Raw genomic sequence first — 23,274 nt, 5'->3', positions numbered from 1 at the left:
TATTCTATTTTTGTAAGGCTCCCAAAAACATATCTATGAAATTCAATAAGATTAAAATAAGTAAGTCAATAACATCGAGTAAAGGGATTGATGAAATTAACCTTCAAAGATTGAGTAACGTAATAGCGCTTGTTGGAAAGAATGGGTCAGGTAAAACAAGGATTTTAAGAATTTTTCAAGAAAATCTACTTAATGATATAAAGATTCAAGACATTTTTGATAAGTCAATCGTAGGTATGCCTAAGCATATACAAAATGAAGTGAGGCAATTAGAACCTTATAAAGATTGGTTTGCATTAAGAGAAAAATTAGAAATACAGAAAAAATATCCCTCAAACACTCAAAATAACATTGAGATTCAATTGTTAAAAAGAAAACCAAATGCGCAAATGCAGACCCATCTTTCTCAACAAGTTCAATCGATGGAAAATGAATTTTTAAAGGGACCAATTACAACTCTAAAACAAATTTATTTAAGAAAGATTGAATATTCCGAAATTCAGAAATTACAAGATGTATTAACAGAAAGAGAAGAAAATGGATCTTTTGAGAATTTAATAGAAAATGTCTCAAATTTAGTACAATATGATGAATTAAAATCTATTAACAAAAGTGCACTAAAATTCTTGGCAAAGCTTCCACATCAATTAACATTTGATTACATGGATTGCATGGGTGAGAAATCTAAATATGAAGAACGAATTTCACACAAACGATTTCTTTCTTTGAAAAAATTCGTTAAAGACTTTTTAAACAAAGAACTTACTTGGGAAAGAAAAAGTTCAACAAATACACTAACTACTACAGGAGTTACTGGTAACTTTGTGGGACAATGGAAGTTTAATGGTCGTGATTTTGATTATACAGACTTTTCTGACGGGGAAAAAGTACTTTTTTCTTATGCTTTACTTTTCTTTTTACTCGATCAAAATCCTAACCTGAATATCAAGGAGTGTATAATTTTGATTGATGAACCTGAGTTACATTTACATCCAGATTCAGAAATAGATTTGATTAATGGATTGCGCCAAGTCATTGGAGAAACTGGACAATTAATTTTTGCAACACATTCAATAAATATTTTGTCAAACTTAAATTATGATGAAATATTTATGGTTAAAGATGGGAAAATTAAACATCCTTCACAAGAAACAATTGGTGAATCATTAGCAGAGTTAATGAGTATCGAAGATCGAGTTAATAAACTGTCAGATTTTTTATCATCCATTGCTACATGGACATTTGTAAATTTCATGACAGAATGTTTTGCTGATCCAGAAGTAATAGAAAGTGCAAGACCTGATGATCCTCAATTAATAGCGCTCAAAAAAGCTATTGCTCAAAGTTCAACGACATCTTCAAATCTTTTACTTGATTTTGGGGCAGGTAAAGGACGCTTATATGAGCATCTTAAATCTGACTCAATTTTTATGAGTAAGGTTACTTATAGTGCTTTGGAGATAGAACCGTTATTCCATGAAAATCTTAAAGGAATGGGAGCGAAAAATGTTTATGGCAAACATTCGGACTTACCCAAAACGCATTTCGATTTTATTCTGTTATGTAACGTTCTACACGAAATACCAATTAAAGAATGGGTAGAAAGCATAAACAGTATTATTGAAGCAATAAATGATAATGGTTTCCTGATAATTATTGAGGCAAAAATATTGACAAAAGGAGAAAGGATAGGTAAAGAAGGATTTATATTGTTAGACTTAGATGAACTTAAGGTATTATTCAATATGGAGAATTTGCCATCTTCAATTGCTGTTAAAGGCAAAGAGCATGTAATTACTTGTGCAGTAATATCAAAAAAACAATTAAACAAAATAAAAATTGAAGATGTTGATAAAACACTTAAAACGTTAGAATTAAATACTTTTAATAAAATACTTAAATTAAGGGATGAGCGTGAAAACACCATAGGCAATGGGAGAAAAAATGCTTTTTTATCTCAGCTTCACATTAATTCCAAAATAGCTCAATTAAGTTTGAAAGATGAAATATAGGATTAAAACCAAAGGGTATTGCAACAACTTGATTTTATCCTTTTTAAGGGTTTTAGAACTATCTCGAATAATTCTAAAACATAGGAAATCACAAAATATTTAAGAGGCTTACAAAACTGAATTATAATGACTGAATGTTTAATAACTTATCATCAATTTAAGAATTTCGTTCAACGAACTATAGAGATAGTTCCCAAGATTTAAGCCATTTAGAACAAATCGCTAATTATGGATGTTTTTCTGATTCCTCCTCGTCCTCTACCACGAAAACTACAATTCGACCCGAAGATGAAATTTCTTATTCACTAATTCAAAATAAAGTTTCACGCTGTACCATACCAATTGCAATGGTCTGTTTTTCTATTATTGATCTATTTGGAAGATGGTTAAATAATCCTCCAAATGATGACTTTGGAATTTCTGCCAAAAATTATTTTAGCCAAATTTCGAATCGAGATGATTTGAAAAATTTCGACACTTATGAAAATTTCAAAGACTGTTACAGACATTGTGTTGTACATTCTTTTTTTGCTCAACTTGGATATGGTTTAGGATATCAAGATTATAATAGAGGAAACCTCTTTACTAATATTGGCAATATCAAATCATTGAATGTAGAATATCTCCTTTATGTAGTTAAGGTTGGAATGGATAGATTAACTGAAATTTTAAAGGATGAACAAAGTGATATTTTTAAACAGCTATTTCTTGGGTATGAATATTGGATTAGAAAAAGAGATTTGTAGATCAATTTACTTTGACTCATCAAAATATATTTAATGCCACCCGTGTCAAAGCAACGTTAATCCAAATTCCTCCTCTTAATATATACCCCATGAAATTTTTACTATTATTTGAAAAATACAAAGAGGATTACGCAAAGAAATCTAAAGAGATTAAAAAGCACAGAAAAGAGAACAAGATCACTGATGAGGAGAAAAAAGCTATAGAAGATTTAAGTGCAAAATATGACCTTGGTTTAAAGCAATCAGACATCGAATAAAATGTGATTTCAAGTGTAGAAAACCTACACTGCTAACCATGACAATAAGATTGCCAACCTTGGCAAGTTTCTAAATGTTTAGATTTGTTTAGGCATTCACATGGTTTAAAGTAAATACTGCCATAATTTATATTGGTTTAAGTTGTGGCTTTACTTTATCGAAAAAATCTTTATAATCATTGTTATGTTCTTTGTTTGTAATTCTGGGAAATCCACAGTTATCAAAACAAATTCTTAAATAATCTATTAAGGTGGTATCATGTTCTTCATTTAACAGACTGGAATCGATACTTGGCTTTTGTGTCAATAGCAATGCGTAAGCCGGACCTCCACTGGTATTATCTTTATGTAAATAATCGGCAGATATTTCCAAAGCAATATAACCATCTTCTTCATAAAACTCCGATAGGTCGTCTAAAAACCCTTCTTGTGTCAATTCTTCCAAAACATCGTCCACACCTGAAATTTGTATTGGATCTGCAAATTGCCAGATGTGTTCTTCATTTATATCAAAATCCCATGAAAAATTACACGATCCTACAATTTTGTAAAACATCTTTAAAGATAGTGGAACAAAGCCAAATGGGCGAACCACTTTATCCAAATCTGCTAATAATACGTCTACATTAGCCAAAGGCTTTATCAAGGCTAAATCTGAATTGTATTCAAAATCGGTTCTAAAAAGATAATGTATATCCTTAAGCTCCTTGTATATGATATTAAGATTATAAGAAACCCGTTGAAATGTTTCAGTTAATACATTTTTAATTTCCGGAAAATTATTAGGTAAAAAAGCATCTGCTCCCATGGCAGAAATATCTTTATAAACCTGTATTGTTTCACCGTTAAGGTATCTATTATAAAGTGTCATAACCTGCAATGAATGGTTTGGAATGTGCGGTTGCTACAACTCCAGGCCCGGCATATTAATTTTAAACAATTCCCAGTAACCAAAGCGGTGTTGCATATACAGTTTGAAAGGGCTTTTTATTTTCTGGATTTCCTTATTTTCCAGAACCGCATCATATTCCAAAATACCTTCCGTATAGCCTGTTGCAGTAGGTTCCTCTCCTTCATGTGTCATATGAAATGATACATCCTGTATTTCATACTTTGCGTTTTCAAAATCAATATAAGCATCAAAAACATGTTGTACACGCAATAAGAACTGTTCCTTGGTTACAGATTCGCCGTCTTTCGAAATCATTTCATCACTGAAAATATAACTATCCTTTTCCATGTTGCGGGAAAACCACATCTCCAGAAAGTCTTCTGCAATGCCTTCTATAGAAAGCGTATGATTGGGGTGAAATTCCTCATAAATAAAATGATGCACCATGTCAGGGATATCGAACTTTTGTGTGCTGTGCTCAAACAATTCTTCGGTAATGAATTTGTATTTTAATCTGGAAGAATAATCTGTTCCGTAATCCACCTCTATCTGATGTGATTCCAATAATTCTACTAACCGTTCCAGTTCTGTTTCTATTTCCTCGTTACTTAATTCCGATTCATTTTTGAAATCTGCAGGTTGACCGATAAGATCAAATATTTTTGTTTCTTCAATGCTATCTAATTGTCTTTCAAACGCAAGTATATTATTCAGGAAAGCATTTTCAACATCAGGCGGTATATTTTCCAATTGCTGTAATTCTGCACCCGTTTCGGCCTGCAGTTTTAAGCGTAATAATTCATTTTCAATTCTTAACTGTTCTTCCGGATCATCGCTGAACTGTTCTTCTTCTTCGTTATGTTCTTTATTATTGTCTTCGTTCATTTTTTCAGTTTTTTTGATATTGCAAAATCACGCATCTTCTGAATCATAGTAAAACTAAACTATTTGGCTGTACAGTGAAATTATTTTTGAATATTTTCTGATAATATCTTCGCAAAAAAAGAGGCTGAAAATTATGCTTTCAACCTCTTTTTCCTTTCTATGTCAAATGAATAAATTAATTCCGTTGCATTTTCCATTTTGAAAGATTGCTGCTTTGCGAAGCAACCTGATGCACCTTTTTACCTTTCTCCCAAAGCACCCCGGCCAAAGCTGCTGCTACGCCTGCTTCTTCTTCATTTTCATGAATAAGGTATTCCGGTTTGAAATATTTCCCGATGAAATTGGTATCAAATTTTCCTTCCATGAAAGCAGGCTGCTTTACGGCCCATTTACCAAAAGCCAAAGTTGTTTGAATACCTTGAATTTTAAATTCATCTACCGCTCTGCATAGTCTGTCGATTGCCTCATTTCTGTCCTTTCCCCAAACTACCAGTTTAGCAATCATCGGATCATAGAAAATCGGAATGTCCATGCCTTGTTCATAACCGTCATCTACACGAACCCCCGGGCCTTGTGGACGAATATAAATATTCAATTTTCCGGTATCAGGCATAAAGTTGTCCATCGGGTCTTCGGCACAAACACGCAGTTCTATTGAGTGGCCGTTTATTTTCAAATCATCTTGCGTAAAAGATAATTTTTCACCTCTTGCCACTCTGATTTGCTCTTTAACCAAATCAACGCCGCTGATCATTTCTGTAACACAATGTTCTACTTGCAAACGTGTGTTCATTTCGAGGAAATAAAAGTTCAGATCATCATCCACCAAAAACTCTACAGTGCCCGCTCCGTAATATTTACAAGCCTTTGCAACATTTACGGCACATTCACCCATCGCTTTCCTGATATCTTGCGTGAGGCAAGAGGATGGTGCTTCTTCAATCAATTTCTGATGACGGCGCTGAATGGAACATTCACGTTCAAAAAGATAAACATAATTGCCGTGCTGATCGCCCATCAATTGTATTTCGATATGTTTGGGCGAAGCCACATACTTTTCTATAAAAACATCATCATTGCTGAATGCGCTCAATGCCTCGCTCTTTGCCATGCGCATCTGCTCTTCCAGCTCATCCACATTATTTACCACACGCATACCTTTACCGCCACCACCTGCAGAAGCTTTTATCAAAATAGGGAAACCGACTTTCATGCCGACTTCTTTTGCCTCTTCAACACTCTCCAATGGTTTGTCCGTACCGGGAACCATTGGGACATTAAACTTTTGCGCAGCTTGTTTAGCACCTATTTTACTACCCATAATCTCGATAGAGTAGGCCGATGGCCCGATGAAAGTCAGGCCTGCATCCGTAACTGCTTTGGAGAAAGAAGCATTCTCGCTCAAAAAGCCATAACCGGGATGAATGGCATCAGCGCCAAACTCCTTCGCCACCTCAATAATTTTATCGGCTCTCAGATAAGATTGCGCGGAAGGTGCAGGACCAATACATACTGCTTCATCAGCATACGACACAAAAGGCATATTCCTGTCTGCTTCAGAATAAACAGCTAAAGTTTTTATACCCATTTCTTTTGCAGAACGCATTACTCTCAAAGCAATTTCGCCACGATTGGCAACAAGTATTTTATTCATTTTGTTTTTAGATATTAGTAGTTAGATTTTAGATGTCAGATACTGTCCGAATGATTGATTTTTTTAGATATTGACATTAGAAATAAGCTTCTCTTTTTTTAATATCCAATGTCTGATAGCTAACATCTGTAAAAATTAAAATTCAAAGCCCATCCCATCGAAAGTACCTGAGCTCATTAACAGCAAACATACAGGTTTTGGTGCATTTTGAATGCTTTCTGCTATCCACTGCTGTAAGGCATCTTTTTGATTGAAGACCGTCAAAGTAGCATTATCGAAGTTTTCTTTAATCTCATCAGGATTCAAAGCAGGCAAGCCTTTTAACGCCAATGCGTGTGCGCTGTAAAATACTGCCGGTTTGTCGCAGGCATCCATACAGTTTTTGTATTGGCTTAGAAATTGTTCTGACAGGCTGCTGAATGTATGAAGCTCGAAGCAGGCAATCAGATAATGGTCTGGATAACGCTCTCTTACTGCTTTTAATGTGGCATTTAATTTGGATGGAGCATGCGCAAAATCGCGATAGGCAATAAACCCTTCACGTTCATTTATTTTTTCCAGCCGGCGGGCCGCACCTGTAAAGCTTCTAATGCTTTGGTAAAAAGCCACATCAGTTACGCCCAGGCTGTTACACACTTTTCTTGCCGCTTCCATATTCTGCAGGTTATGTCCGCCGAAGATCTGTAAAGAAACCTTGCCGTCCGTAGTGTCTAATGTTACGGCATCCTGTTCCACTTTAAAAGAAGGGGTAGCATAAGGCATTTGCTTCAGATGTTTGGCCTCATCCAATACCAATGATACTACCTCTTTGTCTTCCGCATTATAAATCAAAGTGCTTTCGGGCTGCATATCGCGCAGGTAAATGGCAAATTGTTCTTTATAAAATTCATAAGTAGGAAAGACATTTACATGATCCCAGGCAATACCCGTCAAGACGGATACATGCGGATGATAGAAATGGATTTTAGGCCTTTTTTCCAATACAGAAGCAGGATATTCATCGCCTTCCAGAATGATAACAGGAGCATCCGATATTTTTACTGATAAATCAAAACCCTCCACCTTAGCGCCTACCAGATAATCGAAATCAATTTTCCGGTCGCGGAGCACGTGCATAATCATGGAAGTGGTAGTTGTTTTACCGTGACTTCCCGCAACCACAATTCTTTGCTTGTTTTTCGATGCCTCGTAAATATATTCGGGAAAAGAATAAACAGGAATGCCCAATTCTTTTGCACGCAATATTTCCGGATTATCGCCTTTGGCGTGCATACCTAAAATAACGGCGTCTATTTCTTTTGTAATTTTCTCTGGAAACCAACCAAAAGATGGGGGCAACAGGTCTTTCTTTGCGAGGTTTGTTTTTGCCGGATCGGTTATTTCATCATCGCTTCCGGTAATCTTGTAACCTTTATTTTGAAGGGCTATAGCCAATTGATGCATGATAGCGCCGCCAACTGCAATAAAATGTATGTACATTAGGATTATTTGTATTAAATTTGTTGCAAAAATAACAACCGTTTTTTTAAACGGAATTTTTATTTATTTTGCAGCGGTATCGCCAAATACTATCTTTATTAAAAATAACATCTGAAAATGAAAAAACTAAATAAATTCTGGACTGCGGCTATCGTTGGAGCTGTGATGTGTTTAATGATGCAGTCATGCGCGTCCTCCCGTAACAAATATGGTTGCCCTGAAAGAATTCAGACTCCTGTCCCTTCTATATTTTCAATTTTCTAAATAACATAATTACCATTTAACGGAATCCGGATGTTACACTTGAAAACAAGCGTAACATCTTTTTTTGTTTGTATTAGTATAATTGATGAAAAATTGCCTGGTTAACATAGTATTGTAATAATCTGCTTCAACTGAAGTTATTTTTGAGTTTTATTTGTAAATAGAATACATTTAGCAAATAGGCCGTTTATAAAAAGAGGTATTAGAAAATTAGTTTTATGCTAAAGAAAATAGGGATTGTTTTATTGATTCTGATTGCAGGAGGCGTTGGCTACGGCATTTATTTATGGAATAAGCCTGCGCCTAAAGCTGAAAACCAGGATGCCTTGAAAGTAGAGGCAAAATCATTATTTACTGCCTATGCTCAAAATGATAAAGCCGCCGACAGCCTTTATTTAGGTAAGTGGCTGGAAGTGAGTGGCAATGTTCAAAGCGTGGATACAAATCAGGATGGTCAAAAAATATTGATATTGGAGACAGGTGATTTGATGCAGGCTGTGATGTGCGTAATGCGTGATAAAAACGCCACAAGCGAGAAAGGGAAACCGGTAATTGTAAAAGGAAAATGTACGGGAATGGTTAATGATGTTGTTGTCAACGATTGTATCCTGATAGAGAAATAAATTTTAAATTTTAGTTTGACCTGTATGTTCAAAAAAGTTAAGACGATTGCGGTTATTACGATTTTATTAAGTTCCTTATCGATAATTGCCTGTACCAACGAAAGCAAGGAAAATATTATTCCTGATAATTCTGGAAACGGTTGCGACACTACCAATATTACTTATACCGGTTATGTGAAATCCGTAATGGACGGAAGTTGTGCAACAGCCGGTTGTCATGATGCCGCCACAAAAAGCGATGGGATAGATTTAAGCAATTATGCCAGTGTTAAAGGCGTTGCACTTACAACAGAACATAATACAAGTCTTTTGCTTGGTGTTATTAATCACAATGACAATTTCACCGCTATGCCTGAAAATGCAGCAAAATTGAGCGATTGTACCATAAACAAGATTACAGCCTGGGTAAACGCAGGAGCACCTGAATAGTCTAAACAAGAAAATTTTTAAAGAATGAGAAAAATAATAATTCTGGCAGGCCTGGTGCTAAGTTGTTCAACTTCTTTGTTTGCTCAAAAAATAATGACCCGTACAGGTAAAGTAAGTTTCTTTTCTTCAACTTCCATTGAAAACATTGAAGCTTTCAATAACGAAGTGGCGGCGGCTTATGATGTATCCAAAGGTGATTTGGTATTTCAGATAGCTGTAAAAGGCTTTAAGTTTGAAAAGCAACTGATGCAGGAGCATTTTAACGAAGACTATATGGAAAGCAGTAAATTTCCGAAAGCATCCTTCGCAGGCAAAATTGCAGACTATAATAAAGTTGACTTTAAAAAGAACGGAAGCTATAAAGTAGTTGCCAACGGAACTATGACAATACATGGCGTAAACAAAAGCGTAAGTATTCCGGGAACAATTGATGTGAAAGACGGTGTTGCTACTTTTAAAGCAACTTTCAATGTGGCGACTGCCGATTACAATATTAAAATACCAAGTATAGCTGAAGGTAAAATTGCAAAATCTATTGCGATTACGGTAAATGCTATCCTTAAATAAATTTTCAAATCCCCCAAAAAGGCCTGTAAAGTGAAGCACTTTATGGGTCTTTTTTTAAAACAGAGCATACAGTAATTTCATTTTTACAAATACAATCAATGCGTTATTTATCTTTACTTTCTTTCATTGCCTTTTTTCAGGCTCCCGTTTTATTGCACGCACAAACTGATAACTCCACTTCAGGTAATCTGACAGACATGCTCAATGCTTCAGAACCTTCGGGCGCTCACGAGCCGGTGACCGGTACTTTCAAGACAACCCGTATCATTAACGGGCAAAGTGTTGAAACAACAGGGAAGGGTGTGCTGGATTTTAAAATTTCGCATCGCTTTGGTTCTATTGATGGTGGCGTGAAACAGTTTTTTGGTTTGGATGGCGCGGTAACACAATTAGGCTTCGATTACGGCATTACAAGGGGATTGACTGTGGGCGTAAGCCGCAGCACTTACAATAAAGAGTACGAAGGCTATGTAAAAGCCAAAATACTGGCGCAGACGGAAGATAACCACATACCTGTTACTTTGGATTATGTGGGCGCCATTTCTACGCAATCTGATGCTGCTCCCGATTTGGGAACCGGTGTCGAATATAAGTTTGCTTACCGCAATTGTTATGTTAACCAGATTTTGATTGCCCGTAAATTCAACAACGAATTTTCATTGCAATTAATGCCGACTATTATTCATTACAATCTTGTTCCACTGGATGTGGATCCTAATAATGTTTTGGCTGTCGGAATAGGTGGCAGGGCAAAACTTTCTAACCGCATATCATTGACGGCTGAATATTATTATCAGATTCCGGGATATAAATTGACAGACACAAAAAACTCTTTGTCTGTTGGTATAGATATTGAAACAGGCGGCCACGTATTCCAATTGTTTTTTACAAACTCCACCGGTATTACGGAACGTGCTTTTATAGGTCAGACATCAGATTCCTGGAGCAAAGGACAGATACATTTTGGGTTTAATATTTCAAGAATATTCCAGATTGTGAAACCGAAGGAATTTGAAGGCAGCAGAAACAGTATTTACTGATGATATTTTTAGAGAAGCAAATGGGCATAACGAAAGTTATGCCTGTTTTTATTCTCTTTAATTGACAGAAAAAACTTCAATTTCCCCCATTTAGTGTGAGCCGATTAAAAGGTTTATCTGTTATCTTTGCGAGCAATTATAAAAAATAATTTTCATGAAACGTTTTATTTTAAGTTCTGTAATCCTGTCGGCGTTGGCTTTATCAGCTTCTGCTAAAGAAGGAGAAATCAAATTCACAGAATATGATTTACCTAACGGACTACATGTGATTTTGCATGAAGACCATACCACTCCTATTGTTAATGTATCTGTAATGTATCATGTGGGTTCAAAAAATGAAGATCCGCAACGTACCGGTTTTGCACACTTTTTTGAGCACCTTATGTTTGAAGGTTCCGAAAACATCAAAAGAGGCGAATACATGAAATTGATACAATCTAATGGTGGTGTGTTGAATGCAAATACCTCACAGGATCGTACTTATTATTTCCAGACTATGCCATCCAATCAGACAGAGCTTGCTTTGTGGATGGAATCGGAAAGAATGCTTCATTCAAAAATTGACAGCATAGGTATTGAGACGCAACGTAAAGTTGTAAAAGAAGAAAAGAAACAAAGCTACGATAACCGTCCTTATGGCCATTTGCTGGAGTCGGTGTTTTCCAATGCCTATACAACACATCCTTACAAATGGACACCTATTGGTTCTGCGCAATATATCGATCAGGCAAGCTACAGCGAATTCCAGGATTTCTATAAAACGTTTTATGTTCCGAATAACGCTGTACTGGTTGTAGCAGGTGACATTAACCCTGACCAGACAAAAGCATGGATTGAAAAATACTACGGTTCTATTCCAAAAGGGACAAAAGCTATTCCAAGACCAACCAACGCAGAGCCAGAGCAAACTGCTGAAAAGCATGTTGATTTTTATGACAATGTTCAATTACCTGCTGTAATTCTTGCTTATCACAGCCCTAAAATGGGTTCTGACGATTCTTACGCCTTGAATTTATTAAATCAGTTATTATCTCAAGGAGCAAGCTCCCGCTTCCAAAAACAAATCGTTGACAAAGACCAGAAAGCAGTAGCAGTAGGTTCATTCTCCTTCCCATTGGAAGATCCGGGTTTGGTAATGTGCTTTGGTATCGGTAATATGGGTGTAAGTCCTGAAGATCTGGAAAAAGCAATGGATGCCGAAATTGAGAAAGTAAAAACCGGTGAAATTTCAACAGAAGAATTTACCAAATTACAAAATCAGGCTGAAACAGACTTCGTATCGCAGAATGCAAGAATTGCCGGTATTGCTGAAAATTTAGCGTCAAACTATACTTATTTCCGCAACACTAATCTTGTGAACAGCGAATTGGCAAAATATCAGAAACTTACTATTGCAGATTTGAAACGCGTAGCTAATAAATATTTGAATAAGAGTAACAGAACGGTTGTTTATTACCTTCCAAAATCAATGGAGAAAAAGGGATAAGCGGATGTATGAAAATCATCTCCGGTTTTAAAAATCTCATTCAAAAACATTCAAATTAACAAAAATGAAAAAAGTAACATTATCCATAGCAGCATTAGCTTTATTGACTTCGGTTAATGCGCAGACTTTAGATCGCAGCATTCGTCCGCAACCCGGTCCTGCACCTGAAATTAAACTGGCAGACGCTCAAACCTTTACTTTACCAAACGGACTTAAAGTTTTTGTAGTTGAAAACCATAAATTACCAAGAGTTTCCTATAATATTCTATTGAACATTCATCCGGAAGCGGAAGGTGACAAAACGGGTGTCAATGAATTTATCGGTCAACTTATTACAGCCGGTACCAAAACTTTAACCAAAGACCAGTTTGATAAAGAAACAGACTTGATAGGCGCTTCTATTGATGCATCTAATGATGGTATGAGCGGCTCTTCACTGGTAAAACATCAGGACAAATTACTACAATTAATGAGTGATGCTTTGATGAATGCCAATTTTCAGCAAAGCGAATTAGACAAGTTAAAGAAACAAGCACAAGCCGGCCTCGAGCAAAGCAAAAATGAACCTGATGAAATGTTGAAAAACGTTTCCGCTGTTTTGAATTTCGGAAAGCAACATCCTTACGGAGAGATAACGACAGAAGCAACATTAGGTAATATCACACTGGCTGACTGTAACAACTATTACAAAACCTATTTCAGACCAAACGTAGCATATCTTGCAATTGTAGGTGATGTTAATTTTGCAGATGCAAAAAAAATGGCTGAAAAGTATTTTGGCAAATGGGAAAAAGCAAATGTTCCGTCTGCAACTTATCCCGCTACTCCGCAACCGGATAAAGCTATTGTGCAATTTGTGCCGCGTGAAGGCGCTGTACAAAGTGTAATCGGTATTACTTATCCTATAGAATTGAAACCGGGTACACCTGATGTTATCAGAGCAAAAGTTCTGAATGAAATTCTTGGTGGCTCTTCTCAGGGAAGATTGTTCCTTAACCTGCGTGAACAACATGGCTGGACTTATGGTTCTTATTCACAAATTGCATCTGATGAGATAGTAGGCCATTTCCAGGCATATGCAAAGGCGCGTAATGAAGTTACCGACAGTTCCGTAAATGAAATCATTAATGAAATGAACAATTTGCGCAAGACTCCCGTTAACGGAGATGCTTTGCAAAACACATTAAATTACATGACAGGAACTTTTGCCATTGGTCTTGAGAATCCTTCGACAATTGCAACCTATGCAATTAATATCGACAGGTATAACATGCCAAAAGACTATTACAAAAATTACCTGAAAACGCTGAATGCTGTTACCGCCGCTGATGTACAATCAACTGCCGACAAATACATTCATGCCGATAAAGCAAACATCGTTGTAGTGGGTGATAAAGGCGAAGCTGCTAAATTAACCAAATACAGCACAGACGGTACCATCAATTATTATGACTATGCCGGCAATCCTATTAAAAACGAAGCGCCTAAAGCAGTAGATAATAGTGTTTCCGCTGCAACAGTTATTGATAATTATATCAAAGCTACAGGAGGCAAAACAGCTTTGGAAGCTATCAAGGATATAACAATGTCTTCAGAGTTTGAAGCAAATGGTGCGCAAATTAACCTTATTATCAAAACAATTCCTCCTACACAATGGATGATGTCTATCATCGTAAGCGGTTACGGTGAAGTTCAGAAAGAAGTTTTGAACGGAGATAAAGGATATTCATCTCAGGCCGGTCAGGGAGCGAAGGATTTTGATGCGAAAAAACTGGCAGAAGCAAAAGAACAAGCTGACTTGTTAGCTGATTTGCATCCTGAAAAATATGGCAATACCTTGAAAGTTATCAGTAAAGAAGATGTAGATGGTAAAGAAGCCTACGTAGTAGAAACTTCAAAAGCCGGTTCCGAAGATAAAACACTTTCTTATTATGATGTAGCAAGTGGATTAAAAGTAAAGGAAATCAAGAAATCATCAGAAGGTATCCAGATTTCTACTTTTGGCGATTATAAAGAGATTAAAAACGGTAACGGCTATAAAATGCCTTTTTCCATAAGCATAAGTGCTGCCGGACAACCTGCACAAAAAATTGCATTCGATTCAATTGAAGCAAATACAGGTTTGAAAGCTTCGGCTTTTAAATAGTTCTTATCTTAAAAAAGTAAAGCCCTGCCATACGGCAGGGCTTTACTTTTTTAGACCGGATACATTTCCCAAAAACCTGAAAATATTTTAGCATCCATCTGCAAACAATGTAATTTGCAGATAAGCTGACAGCTCAATAAAAAGTTGCCTTAAAATCTTTAATTTCAGCCTCCCGTTTCTTTCAAAAATAAATACTGTTCCTTTGTTTGCTACTATCCGAAAAGAATTTTTACTACTCATAAGAGATCCCGGTGGGTTGCTTTTATTACTCATCATGCCGGCTGCTTTGATTATTGTAATGGCGCTTGTACAGGAAGCTCCCTATAAAGATTATCAGGAAATGAAGTTTGATATTCTGGTAATCAATAACGATAAAGGCGATGTAGGAAAGAAAATTGTAGAACAGATTGGAATGAGTAAAAACTTTGTGGTAATAGACTCGGCAGATAATGATATTTTGAATGATAAAAGTTTCAAGGAAAACCTGCGGAACGGAAAATACAAAATGGGTATTATTATTCCCGAAGATGCGACAAAGACAATGGTAAACATGTCTAATAAAGTCGCAAATCAATTGGCAGCATCTATGCAGCTGCCTGCTGCGTTGCCGGTTAATAATATCATTAAATCTACCGATATCGAACTCGTTTTCGATCCCGTTGTAAAGCCTTCTTTCAGGAGCTCACTGACTTTTGCATTGAACGAATATATTTCAAAAGTAAAGATGGAAGTGCTTTTGGGGCGATTATCCAAACTGAATGGCGCCAATAACGCCACTCCTGTCGATTTGAGCACATTTCAGGGATTATCCGTAATAGAAAGGAGCCTTGACAATGGCCAGCAATTAAAGCAAGTTAATTCCACACAGCACAATGTACCCGCCTGGACCATATTCGGTATGTTTCTTATTGTGGTGCCTATTTCCGGTAATATGATCAGAGAGCGTGACGAAGGAAGCGATGTGCGCATCAAGCTTATTCCTAACGCAAATACGCCCGTTAGCATAGGTAAAATTGTATTTTACATATTGGTCTGCGTCTTTCAGTTTTTCGTAATGACCTGGGTTGGTGTCTATCTGTTGCCTGTCTTTGGATTGCAGTCGTTCACATTGGGGCTTCACCCTTGGTTATTGATTCCTGTCGCCTTAAGTATTGCCTTTGCAGCAGTAAGCTATGGTTATTTTGTCGGAAGCGTATTTAAAACTGCTAATCAGGCAATGCCAGTCGGCGCCATATCTGTAGTGCTGTTTTCAGCCATGGGCGGTGTTTGGGTACCTATTGAAATTTTGCCGAATCTTATGCGAAAAGTAGCAATGGTATCTCCTTTGCATTGGAGCCTCGAAGGCGTAAATCAGGTGGTTATCCGTAATGGGAATATAGGAGCTGTAATGCCGTCTTTATTGATCATGTTAGCCATCGGAGGATTCCTGTGTGCATTGCCGATGTTGTTTTCCAGAAAATGATATTCAGATAATATTAAAATGGTCTGTTGTCTTGGCTAATCAGCGCTGTTTCTTCTTTGCTGATGTCAACCATCGCATAGTATTTTACGGATGAAATATTCATTTCATCAAACAAAGCCACAATATCGCTGCATGTTGCATCACTATTGGCTTTTATGAGCACCTGCAGATCTCTTTCTTCAACCTTGGTCCGATTTTTAAGAAGCGCTTTTTTATGTTGCAGTATGTTTCTTATGTCCGCAATATCTTTTGCCATTTTTAACGGATTATTCGGATTGAAGATGCCTTCGTAATAATAAATATAATGATTAGCTGCAGGCAGTAAAGTGATTGCAGAAGATTCGTAAAATGTGGTAGGCGATTTTACCGGTACTTTTGCCGGCATCTGTATATCCATTACATTGGACTTACTCATTGTAGTAGTCAGCATGAAGAAAGTAATAAGCAGGAAACCAAGATCAACCATTGGCGTAAGATCTATTCTTGGCGCAGCTTTGGACCTGCCGCCTTTGTCGGATTTTAAAAGTATTTGGGCCATGATATTGTTTTCTTTTAATGACCTGGTATTTTTTATTTTCCATAAAAAAAGAGAAAACAAGCTACGTTTTCTCTTTAGTTTCATCTTCCCTTAAATGTTTAAGAATGCGTTTATCACTGTATTCGGCATAACTGTTTGGTACAATTCTTTTACCATGATATTCTATATAAGCTCTGGTAAATTCGGCGCCAAAATATAGAATGGCTGAGGAGAAATAAATCCATAGCAACAATATAATAATGCTGCTTGCCGTCCCATATAAACTCACTGTTTTGTTTTGGCTGATATAAATGCCGATTACAAATTTACCCACCAGAAATAAACCTGCCGTCACAATGGAACCCGGCCAGACCTGTTTCCACCTTATTCTTACATCCGGCAGCATTTTGAAAATGACAGAAAATAAAAAGCTAAGTACAAGGAAAATCAGACCCGAGTTGATGAAGTTTAAAAGGTTGAGAGGAAGGCCGGGAAACCATTCCACCAGCTTGGAGCTCAAAGCAATCAAAAGAGCATTTATAATCAGTGAAACAATCAGCAAAAATCCCAGGCCGATAATCATGGAAAAAGAAATGACGCGATTCAATAAAAATTTAATGATGCCTTTTTTTGCTCTGGGCCTTACGCCCCATATCATATTCAACGAATCCTGTATTTCCACGAAAATACCTGTAGAACCTATTATCAAAGCAATGGAACCTATAATGGTAGCCATTGTACTGTTTCGCTGTTTCTGAAGCCCCCTTATTACATCCTGAATCTGTAATGCAATTTCCGAATCGTCAAATATTCTCCTTAGTTCTATAAAAACTTTCCCCTCTACCGCATCTTTACCATAAAACGTTCCTGCAAAAACAATAATAAGCAATAGCATAGGTGGTAATGAAAAAATGGTGCTATAAGCCAGGGCAGAGCTTAACTTCATACCCTTGTCATCTGAAAAACCGTTAGCCGCATCTTTTAAAATTCTCCAGTATTTATTAATGATTTCCTTTATTTTTGCTATCATATTCTATTTGATAATGCATGTTTCATTTATGATATCTTCAGTCACTTTATAACATGTTGTCAAATTTAGAATAATTAAAACACAACAACCTCAAAATTATCTACCTCAATGAAATTGGAACAGGAATTGAGAATGTCTCGTTTTCGTGATGACTTTCAAAGAGCTTATCTGAACATCGTTTTTACCGGTAATTTCCTGCAGTCTAAAATGCAGCAGGATTTAAAAAAATATAACCTTACTCCTCCGCAATTTAATGTACTCCGTATTTTGCGTGGTCAGAATGGTATTCCCATTGGTGCATTTGCCATTCAGGACCGTATGGTTCATCGTACATCTAATGTTACAAGAATCATTGAAAAGCTGATAGATAAAAAACTGGTTACCCGTAAAAACAACCCCGATAACGGAAGAATAGTAGATATATTGATTACAAAAGCAGGTTTAAAAGTCATTAATGAGGCCGATAGCATTGCTCAGAAAGCAATTAACGACATAAGCAATGTTTTGTCGGAAGAACAGGCAAGAGAAATGGCTGATTGGCTGGATGCAATCAGGAATATAGCTTAAATTGCTTTTGAAAATCTATAAATGAAAATCTGGCAGACCTATATCAAAGGCTATAAGAGTTATTTGCAGTTAGAAAAATCTTTATCGAAGCATTCTGTAGAAGCTTATCTGCATGATATTGATTTGTTTTCCCTTTTTCTGAATGAAAAATTTCCGGAATTATCTTTTGAAAAAATTGAACTGGAACACTTACAGCAATTTCTTGCATCGGCCAGCTTGCAGGAATTTGCAGCGGCTTCACAGGCAAGAATTATTTCAGGTATAAAATCTTTTTTTAAATATCTTATGCTGGAAGACATCCTTAAATCAAATCCCACAGACTTACTGGAAGCTCCCAAACTAAAAAGAGCTTTGCCCGATGTGCTTGGAATTGAAGAAGTGGAGCTTTTGCTGTCTTCCATAGATCATAGTAAGCCTGAAGGCCAGCGTAACCGCGCCATACTTGAAGTAATGTACAGCAGTGGCCTGCGTGTAAGCGAAGCTGTTAATCTGGAAATCACTAATCTGTACCTGGACATAGGATTTATTCGGGTAATTGGTAAAGGTAATAAAGAGAGATTGGTACCCATAGGTGATGAAGCTGTGAAATATATAAACCTTTACAAAGAGAATATCAGGGTACATCAGGTACCAAAGAAGGGTTTTGAAAACACTTTGTTTCTCAACAGGAGAGGCGCTGCCTTATCAAGAGTAATGATATTTTACATTATAAAAGAAGCCGGTCTAAATGCGGGTATCAGAAAGAATATTCATCCGCATACTTTAAGGCATAGCTTTGCTACCCATCTTGTGGAAGGTGGCGCGGATTTGAGAGCAGTTCAGGAAATGCTGGGACATGAAAGTATTACCACTACAGAAATATACACACATCTCGACCGGAATTTCCTGCGTATGACATTGGAAAAATACCATCCCCGTTTTCATTAACCATAAATCATTTAACTTCGTCCGCTGAACCGTTTTACGTTGTATGCAAACATTCAAAACATCCAAGGCCAAGGAAAATATATTGCGGAAAATCAGGACTGCTTTGCAGGAAGATGCCATTTCATTGCCATTTCCGGAAGTGGAAAAAACAAAAATTGCATCCCTTTTTGCAACAATGAACGAGGGTACAATGGAAGAACATTTTGCTGCTTCATTTACCAATGCGGGCGGGCATTTTGTATTTTGCAACACACAGGAAGATCTTTTGGCCAATCTTAAATTATTAGCTGAAAGCCGTGGCTGGACGGAAGTGCTTTGTGCACATAAACCATTGTTCTCTTACCTTGTGAATAATGGCGTTTCTTTTGTACGGGAATTTAATCCGAAGCATGACCATGCACAAGCTTGCATTACCGACTGTGAAACAGCCATAGCAAGGACCGGAAGTTTTCTTCTTAGCAGCCATCAGAATCACGGTAGGGTAGCGCCTGTATATTTTCCGGTACATATTGTGGTTTTACAGGCACATCAGATTGTTGCCGATATCGGGGATGGCTTACAATTTTTGAAGCAAAAATATAACGACCAGCTCCCGTCCATGATTAATCTGAATACCGGACCAAGCCGCACTGCCGACATTGAAAAAACATTGGTAACAGGCGTTCACGGGCCAAAGGAAGTTTTTTGTTTCTTCCTTAATCAATAAAATTATTTGCTGATTTTCTAATATTCGATGTTAGTATCCAACTACCCTTATTTGAGACAGGAAATCTAACATCCAACATCTAACATCCAAGAATGCACCCTTCTTTACTGCAAATAAAAGATTTTACCTATCATCTTCCTGATGCAAAAATCGCGCGATATCCTCTGTCAGAAAGAGATGCGTCCAGGCTGCTCGTATTTGAAGGTGCTAAAATTACGGAAGATGTATACCGGAACCTGGATCAATATCTGCCCGGAAATACCTTGCTTATTTTTAATGAGACAAAAGTAATTCACGCAAGGCTGCTTTTTCAAAAGCCTACCGGAGCAAAAATTGAAGTATTTTGTCTGGAAGCAGATGAACGATATCCCGATGTTCAGACAGCGATGCTGCAATACGGAGAAGTATATTGGAAATGTCTTGTAGGCGGTGCAGCCAAATGGAAAGATGAACAGGTATTACAATTATCGGTTGCGGATGATGCAGTAAATGATCTGCAATTAAAAGCTGCGGTTGCTGAGAAACAACAGGGATATTTCATTTTGAAGCTAAATTGGAATAAAAAATATTCTTTTGCAGAAGCATTGCAGATTGCAGGAAAAGTGCCCTTGCCTCCTTATCTGAACAGAGAGGCGGATGCGGAAGATAAAGAACGTTATCAGACTATTTTTGCACAGCATGAAGGAAGTGTAGCTGCTCCTACTGCTGCCTTGCATTTTACTACATCATTGTTACAACGCTTATCTGAAAAGCAGCTTAAAACGGGCTTTGTAACATTACATGTCGGAGCAGGAACATTTAAGCCTGTGAAGAGCGATACGATGGAAGGCCATGATATGCATGCAGAATGGTTGGAAGCTTCACCGGAATTATTGCAGCAAGTCATTAAGCAGCTGGAACAAAATTTGCCAGTTGTTGCAGTCGGTACTACATCTTCAAGAACACTCGAAAGCCTTTATTGGCTTGGCGTTCGCTTACACAGAAAAGATATTGATTCCCTCGAAGGCATTGCAGTGCCGCAATGGTATCCTTATGATAAGGATAGTGAAATGACTGCGATAGAGTCATATAAAGCAGTATTGCAATACCTGCAGCAACAAAAGCAGCAAAAGATCATCATGCGTACCCAGATTATCATTGCCCCCGGCTATCAGTTCAGGGTAATACAAGGATTGGTTACCAACTTTCATCAGCCTCAATCCACCTTATTGCTGCTTGTATCCGCATTAGTAGGCGAGGCCTGGCGTGAAATATACGAGTACGCACTGATGCGCGATTTCAGGTTCTTGAGTTATGGTGACGGTTGTTTGCTCTGGAAGCATTGATGACTTTTGAAATCAGGTTTCCTGATTAAATGCACCTCTTCTGTAATCCTTCAAATACTGCTTATAATCTTGCTTGACTATTGCTGCTAACTGAATAGCACACATTAATATCTCATCCTGCCAGTCTTTGGAATTTCCAAACGCTTTAAGTTCATCTATAGTTGCCGAGCCATCTGTTCCCCCGGAGCGTATTTGCGACGACGCAGTAAGTACAGCCATATCATCAATAACCTGATAAAGATGGCGGTATTGATCTTTAATCATCTTAAATTTCAAAGTGTCCTTTACCGGTTGTAATTCCTGCATCACATAATGGTCATTCTGAAATTCAGAAGTGCTTAGCATAGAAGACGACATATTCTGCATTCGTTGCTGGATTGCTATAACTCTTTCCGCGTCAGATTGCCATTCGGGTTGCCTGTTTCTTAAAAATGGTTGTAAAGAAGAAGGTAAAGCTTGTTTCATGTCGATAAGCAGATAATCATCTTTCGATTTTGTACTTTTTAACAGGAACAGATAACGCTTCACTCCTATGCTTCCCGTGCCTGCCAGCCGGAAGATAGCATCCTTCACTTCATAATTATAAGGACTGTTATTGTTCAGCCTTATCCATTTTGTCATGTGCTCTATAAGCTGTTCCTTCAGTTTCTTATCAAGCTGAAAGTGCCTTTCATGCTTCAGCGAGAAGATAACCTTGTTATGTTTTGTTTTAGTCCTTTTAGCCAGTATATCTTTATAACTGTTTTTATCTGCGCCCTTCAGAAATTGGCAAACAATTCCTTTTGCTGTTCTGGGTTCGATACTCACAGCTTTACCCCTGGCTAAAGTAAGGCTATATGTTTTTATAAAAAGCGTAGCCAGGTTTACTGCCTGATCCTGATCTATATCCAATGAAATAAAGGCGATGAAAATACTTGTAATCAGCCGTAATACCTCCCAAAGCGCGGGAGCCTTAATGCATTCATCAAAATCATTCAGATCAAAATATACAAGTTTGTTGTCTGCCTTATAACTACCGAAGTTTTCAAGGTGTAAATCGCCGCAAATCCATGTCAGCGGTGATTTAGGGATGTTCTTTATTTTTTGAAGGTTTTCATAGAAGATATGACAGGTGCCTCTGTAAAAACGAAAAATGTTTTCTGCCATAGCATCGTATTTATATTGAAGTACATTGGCAAGGCGGGTTTTATTAAAATTAATCAATCGATTTGCTAAGTCCGACATAGGTATAGGTTAAAATGGTCATTGAATTTCAGCGCAAAAAATCATACTGAATCAACACTATAATACATTTCAGACATTTTTGTTTAAAAACAATGACACAATAATGCTTACTATAATGTTATTAAGAAATGGCACAGTATTTATGGTACAAAAAAGGAGGAATCACATAAGTGATTCCTCCTTTTGGAAAGGTCTTCAACGCTTATATCCCGTCTCCGTCCAGCAAATTGCCTAATCCTCCCAGTATACTGCCTTCTTCTTTGCGTTTGTAAGTTCCATAACTTAATATTCTTCCAGCCAGCCTGCTTATCGGCAATGTTTGTATCCATACCTTTCCGGGGCCGCGCAATGTTGCAAAGAACACACCTTCGCCACCAAACAATGTATTTTTAATACCTCCGATAAATTCAATATCGTATTGAACCGAAGAAGTAAATGCCACAATACAACCTGTGTCAATCTTAACAACTTCTCCCGGTATTAATTCGCGTTCCACCACATGTCCGCCCGCATGCATGAAAGCCATGCCATCGCCGTCCAACCGTTGCATAATGAAGCCCTCGCCACCAAAAAGCCCTGTGCCAAGTTTACGCTGAAATTCTATATCAATAGAAACGCCCTTAGCAGCGCAAAGAAAACTATCTTTCTGACAGATAACCCTTCCTCCGAGTCTCAGTAAATCTATAGGAATGATTTTACCCGGATAAGGCGCCGCAAAAGAAACATGTTTCTTTCCCTGACCCATGTTAGTATAAGTGGTCATGAATAAATTGGCGCCGGACAACATTCTTTTCCCGGCGCTGAACAGTTTGCCCAACAGCCCGCTTTGTTGTTGCTGGTTACTGCCGTCTCCAAAAATCGTTGACATTGCAATACCGTCATCCATCATCATGAAGGCGCCGGGTTCTGCAACTGCAGTTTCGTTAGGATCAAGTTCAATCTCTACATACTGCATTTCTTCTCCTACAATCCTGTAATCAATTTCGTGATTGCTTATCATTTTCCTTTGGTTTGATTTTTTTATTTATGGTTTAGT

Annotated in this window: 22 protein-coding genes; 14 read left to right on the top strand and 8 right to left on the bottom strand. The window is 37.4% G+C overall.

All coding sequences use genetic code 11. The annotated features are described in order from the left end of the window. Positions 1 to 35 precede the first annotated feature (35 nt). The 3 genes from F0919_RS00725 to F0919_RS18350 all read left to right on the top strand — a co-directional run bounded on the left by F0919_RS00725 (position 36) and on the right by F0919_RS18350 (position 3,015). The gene (locus F0919_RS00725; RefSeq protein ID WP_190277214.1) at positions 36 to 2,012 is read left to right on the top strand and encodes an AAA family ATPase; all 1,977 of its coding nucleotides are present in this window, start codon (positions 36 to 38) and stop codon (positions 2,010 to 2,012) included. Positions 2,013 to 2,359: 347 nt separating this feature from the next. Beyond that, positions 2,360 to 2,758, top strand: coding sequence for a hypothetical protein (locus F0919_RS00720; protein ID WP_150030794.1), 399 nt, complete (start codon positions 2,360 to 2,362; stop codon positions 2,756 to 2,758). Positions 2,759 to 2,847: 89 nt separating this feature from the next. After that, complete coding sequence (locus F0919_RS18350; RefSeq protein WP_190277212.1) at positions 2,848 to 3,015, top strand: hypothetical protein; 168 nt, start codon at positions 2,848 to 2,850, stop codon at positions 3,013 to 3,015. A 127-nt stretch (positions 3,016 to 3,142) separates the two neighbouring features. Here F0919_RS18350 and F0919_RS00715 read toward each other — a convergent pair whose 3' ends face one another. From F0919_RS00715 to F0919_RS00700, 4 genes are all read right to left on the bottom strand, one after another. Continuing rightward, positions 3,143 to 3,886: a hypothetical protein gene (locus F0919_RS00715; RefSeq protein ID WP_150030793.1), complete on the bottom strand. Its 744-nt coding sequence runs from the start codon at positions 3,884 to 3,886 to the stop codon at positions 3,143 to 3,145. 33 nt (positions 3,887 to 3,919) lie between these two features. Continuing rightward, positions 3,920 to 4,792: a hypothetical protein gene (locus tag F0919_RS00710; RefSeq protein ID WP_150030792.1), complete on the bottom strand. Its 873-nt coding sequence runs from the start codon at positions 4,790 to 4,792 to the stop codon at positions 3,920 to 3,922. Positions 4,793 to 4,967: 175 nt separating this feature from the next. Beyond that, positions 4,968 to 6,446, bottom strand: a complete 1,479-nt coding sequence (gene accC, locus F0919_RS00705; protein WP_150030791.1) for an acetyl-CoA carboxylase biotin carboxylase subunit — start codon at positions 6,444 to 6,446, stop codon at positions 4,968 to 4,970. 135 nt (positions 6,447 to 6,581) lie between these two features. Further along, a complete protein-coding gene (locus tag F0919_RS00700) occupies positions 6,582 to 7,925 on the bottom strand; it encodes a UDP-N-acetylmuramate--L-alanine ligase (RefSeq protein ID WP_150030790.1) in 1,344 nt (447 codons plus the stop codon). A gap of 482 nt (positions 7,926 to 8,407) precedes the next feature. On the opposite strand from F0919_RS00700, the gene F0919_RS00695 reads away from it, so the two are divergent. The 7 genes from F0919_RS00695 (at position 8,408) to F0919_RS00665 (ending at position 15,942) form a co-directional block, all read left to right on the top strand. Further along, entirely contained in the window at positions 8,408 to 8,812 is a 405-nt protein-coding gene (locus F0919_RS00695; RefSeq protein ID WP_150030789.1) for an OB-fold protein, read from the top strand. A 24-nt stretch (positions 8,813 to 8,836) separates the two neighbouring features. Beyond that, positions 8,837 to 9,241 (top strand): hypothetical protein, encoded by a 405-nt coding sequence (locus F0919_RS00690; protein ID WP_150030788.1) that lies wholly within the window; start codon positions 8,837 to 8,839, stop codon positions 9,239 to 9,241. Positions 9,242 to 9,265: 24 nt separating this feature from the next. After that, positions 9,266 to 9,808, top strand: a complete 543-nt coding sequence (locus F0919_RS00685) for a YceI family protein (protein WP_150030787.1) — start codon at positions 9,266 to 9,268, stop codon at positions 9,806 to 9,808. 98 nt (positions 9,809 to 9,906) lie between these two features. Further along, entirely contained in the window at positions 9,907 to 10,848 is a 942-nt protein-coding gene (locus tag F0919_RS00680) for a DUF5777 family beta-barrel protein (RefSeq protein ID WP_216629348.1), read from the top strand. Positions 10,849 to 11,002: 154 nt separating this feature from the next. Beyond that, on the top strand, positions 11,003 to 12,334 hold the full coding sequence (locus F0919_RS00675; RefSeq protein WP_150030786.1) for a M16 family metallopeptidase: 1,332 nt from the start codon (positions 11,003 to 11,005) through the stop codon (positions 12,332 to 12,334). A 64-nt stretch (positions 12,335 to 12,398) separates the two neighbouring features. After that, the gene (locus tag F0919_RS00670; RefSeq protein WP_150030785.1) at positions 12,399 to 14,480 is read left to right on the top strand and encodes an insulinase family protein; all 2,082 of its coding nucleotides are present in this window, start codon (positions 12,399 to 12,401) and stop codon (positions 14,478 to 14,480) included. A 202-nt stretch (positions 14,481 to 14,682) separates the two neighbouring features. Continuing rightward, the gene (locus F0919_RS00665; protein ID WP_190277210.1) at positions 14,683 to 15,942 is read left to right on the top strand and encodes an ABC transporter permease; all 1,260 of its coding nucleotides are present in this window, start codon (positions 14,683 to 14,685) and stop codon (positions 15,940 to 15,942) included. Between the two features lie 13 nt (positions 15,943 to 15,955). On the opposite strand, the gene F0919_RS00660 is transcribed toward F0919_RS00665, so the two are convergent. Together F0919_RS00660 and F0919_RS00655 are read right to left on the bottom strand one after the other, a co-directional pair. Continuing rightward, on the bottom strand, positions 15,956 to 16,480 hold the full coding sequence (locus F0919_RS00660; protein WP_190277207.1) for an ExbD/TolR family protein: 525 nt from the start codon (positions 16,478 to 16,480) through the stop codon (positions 15,956 to 15,958). 61 nt (positions 16,481 to 16,541) lie between these two features. Continuing rightward, the gene (locus tag F0919_RS00655; protein WP_150030782.1) at positions 16,542 to 17,489 is read right to left on the bottom strand and encodes a YihY/virulence factor BrkB family protein; all 948 of its coding nucleotides are present in this window, start codon (positions 17,487 to 17,489) and stop codon (positions 16,542 to 16,544) included. Positions 17,490 to 17,597: 108 nt separating this feature from the next. Here F0919_RS00655 and F0919_RS00650 point away from each other — a divergent pair, with 108 nt between their 5' ends. The 4 genes from F0919_RS00650 (at position 17,598) to F0919_RS00635 (ending at position 21,014) form a co-directional block, all read left to right on the top strand. Beyond that, positions 17,598 to 18,056, top strand: coding sequence for a MarR family winged helix-turn-helix transcriptional regulator (locus tag F0919_RS00650; protein ID WP_150030781.1), 459 nt, complete (start codon positions 17,598 to 17,600; stop codon positions 18,054 to 18,056). A gap of 21 nt (positions 18,057 to 18,077) precedes the next feature. Then, on the top strand, positions 18,078 to 18,983 hold the full coding sequence (xerD, locus tag F0919_RS00645) for a site-specific tyrosine recombinase XerD (protein WP_190277205.1): 906 nt from the start codon (positions 18,078 to 18,080) through the stop codon (positions 18,981 to 18,983). Between the two features lie 43 nt (positions 18,984 to 19,026). Then, a complete protein-coding gene (locus F0919_RS00640) occupies positions 19,027 to 19,689 on the top strand; it encodes a LutC/YkgG family protein (protein WP_150030780.1) in 663 nt (220 codons plus the stop codon). Between the two features lie 92 nt (positions 19,690 to 19,781). Beyond that, positions 19,782 to 21,014, top strand: coding sequence for an S-adenosylmethionine:tRNA ribosyltransferase-isomerase (locus F0919_RS00635; protein ID WP_150030779.1), 1,233 nt, complete (start codon positions 19,782 to 19,784; stop codon positions 21,012 to 21,014). Positions 21,015 to 21,026: 12 nt separating this feature from the next. Here F0919_RS00635 and F0919_RS00630 read toward each other — a convergent pair whose 3' ends face one another. After that, entirely contained in the window at positions 21,027 to 22,238 is a 1,212-nt protein-coding gene (locus F0919_RS00630; RefSeq protein ID WP_150030778.1) for a DUF2252 domain-containing protein, read from the bottom strand. Positions 22,239 to 22,440: 202 nt separating this feature from the next. Next, positions 22,441 to 23,238, bottom strand: coding sequence for a TIGR00266 family protein (locus F0919_RS00625; RefSeq protein WP_150030777.1), 798 nt, complete (start codon positions 23,236 to 23,238; stop codon positions 22,441 to 22,443). Positions 23,239 to 23,274: the final 36 nt, after the last annotated feature.

Source organism: Taibaiella lutea (genome assembly GCF_008629695.1).
GTDB lineage: Bacteria > Bacteroidota > Bacteroidia > Chitinophagales > Chitinophagaceae > Taibaiella > Taibaiella lutea.
The sequence above is the reverse complement of the archived record's forward strand: the minus strand, read 5'-3'. Positions and strand labels throughout refer to the sequence as shown.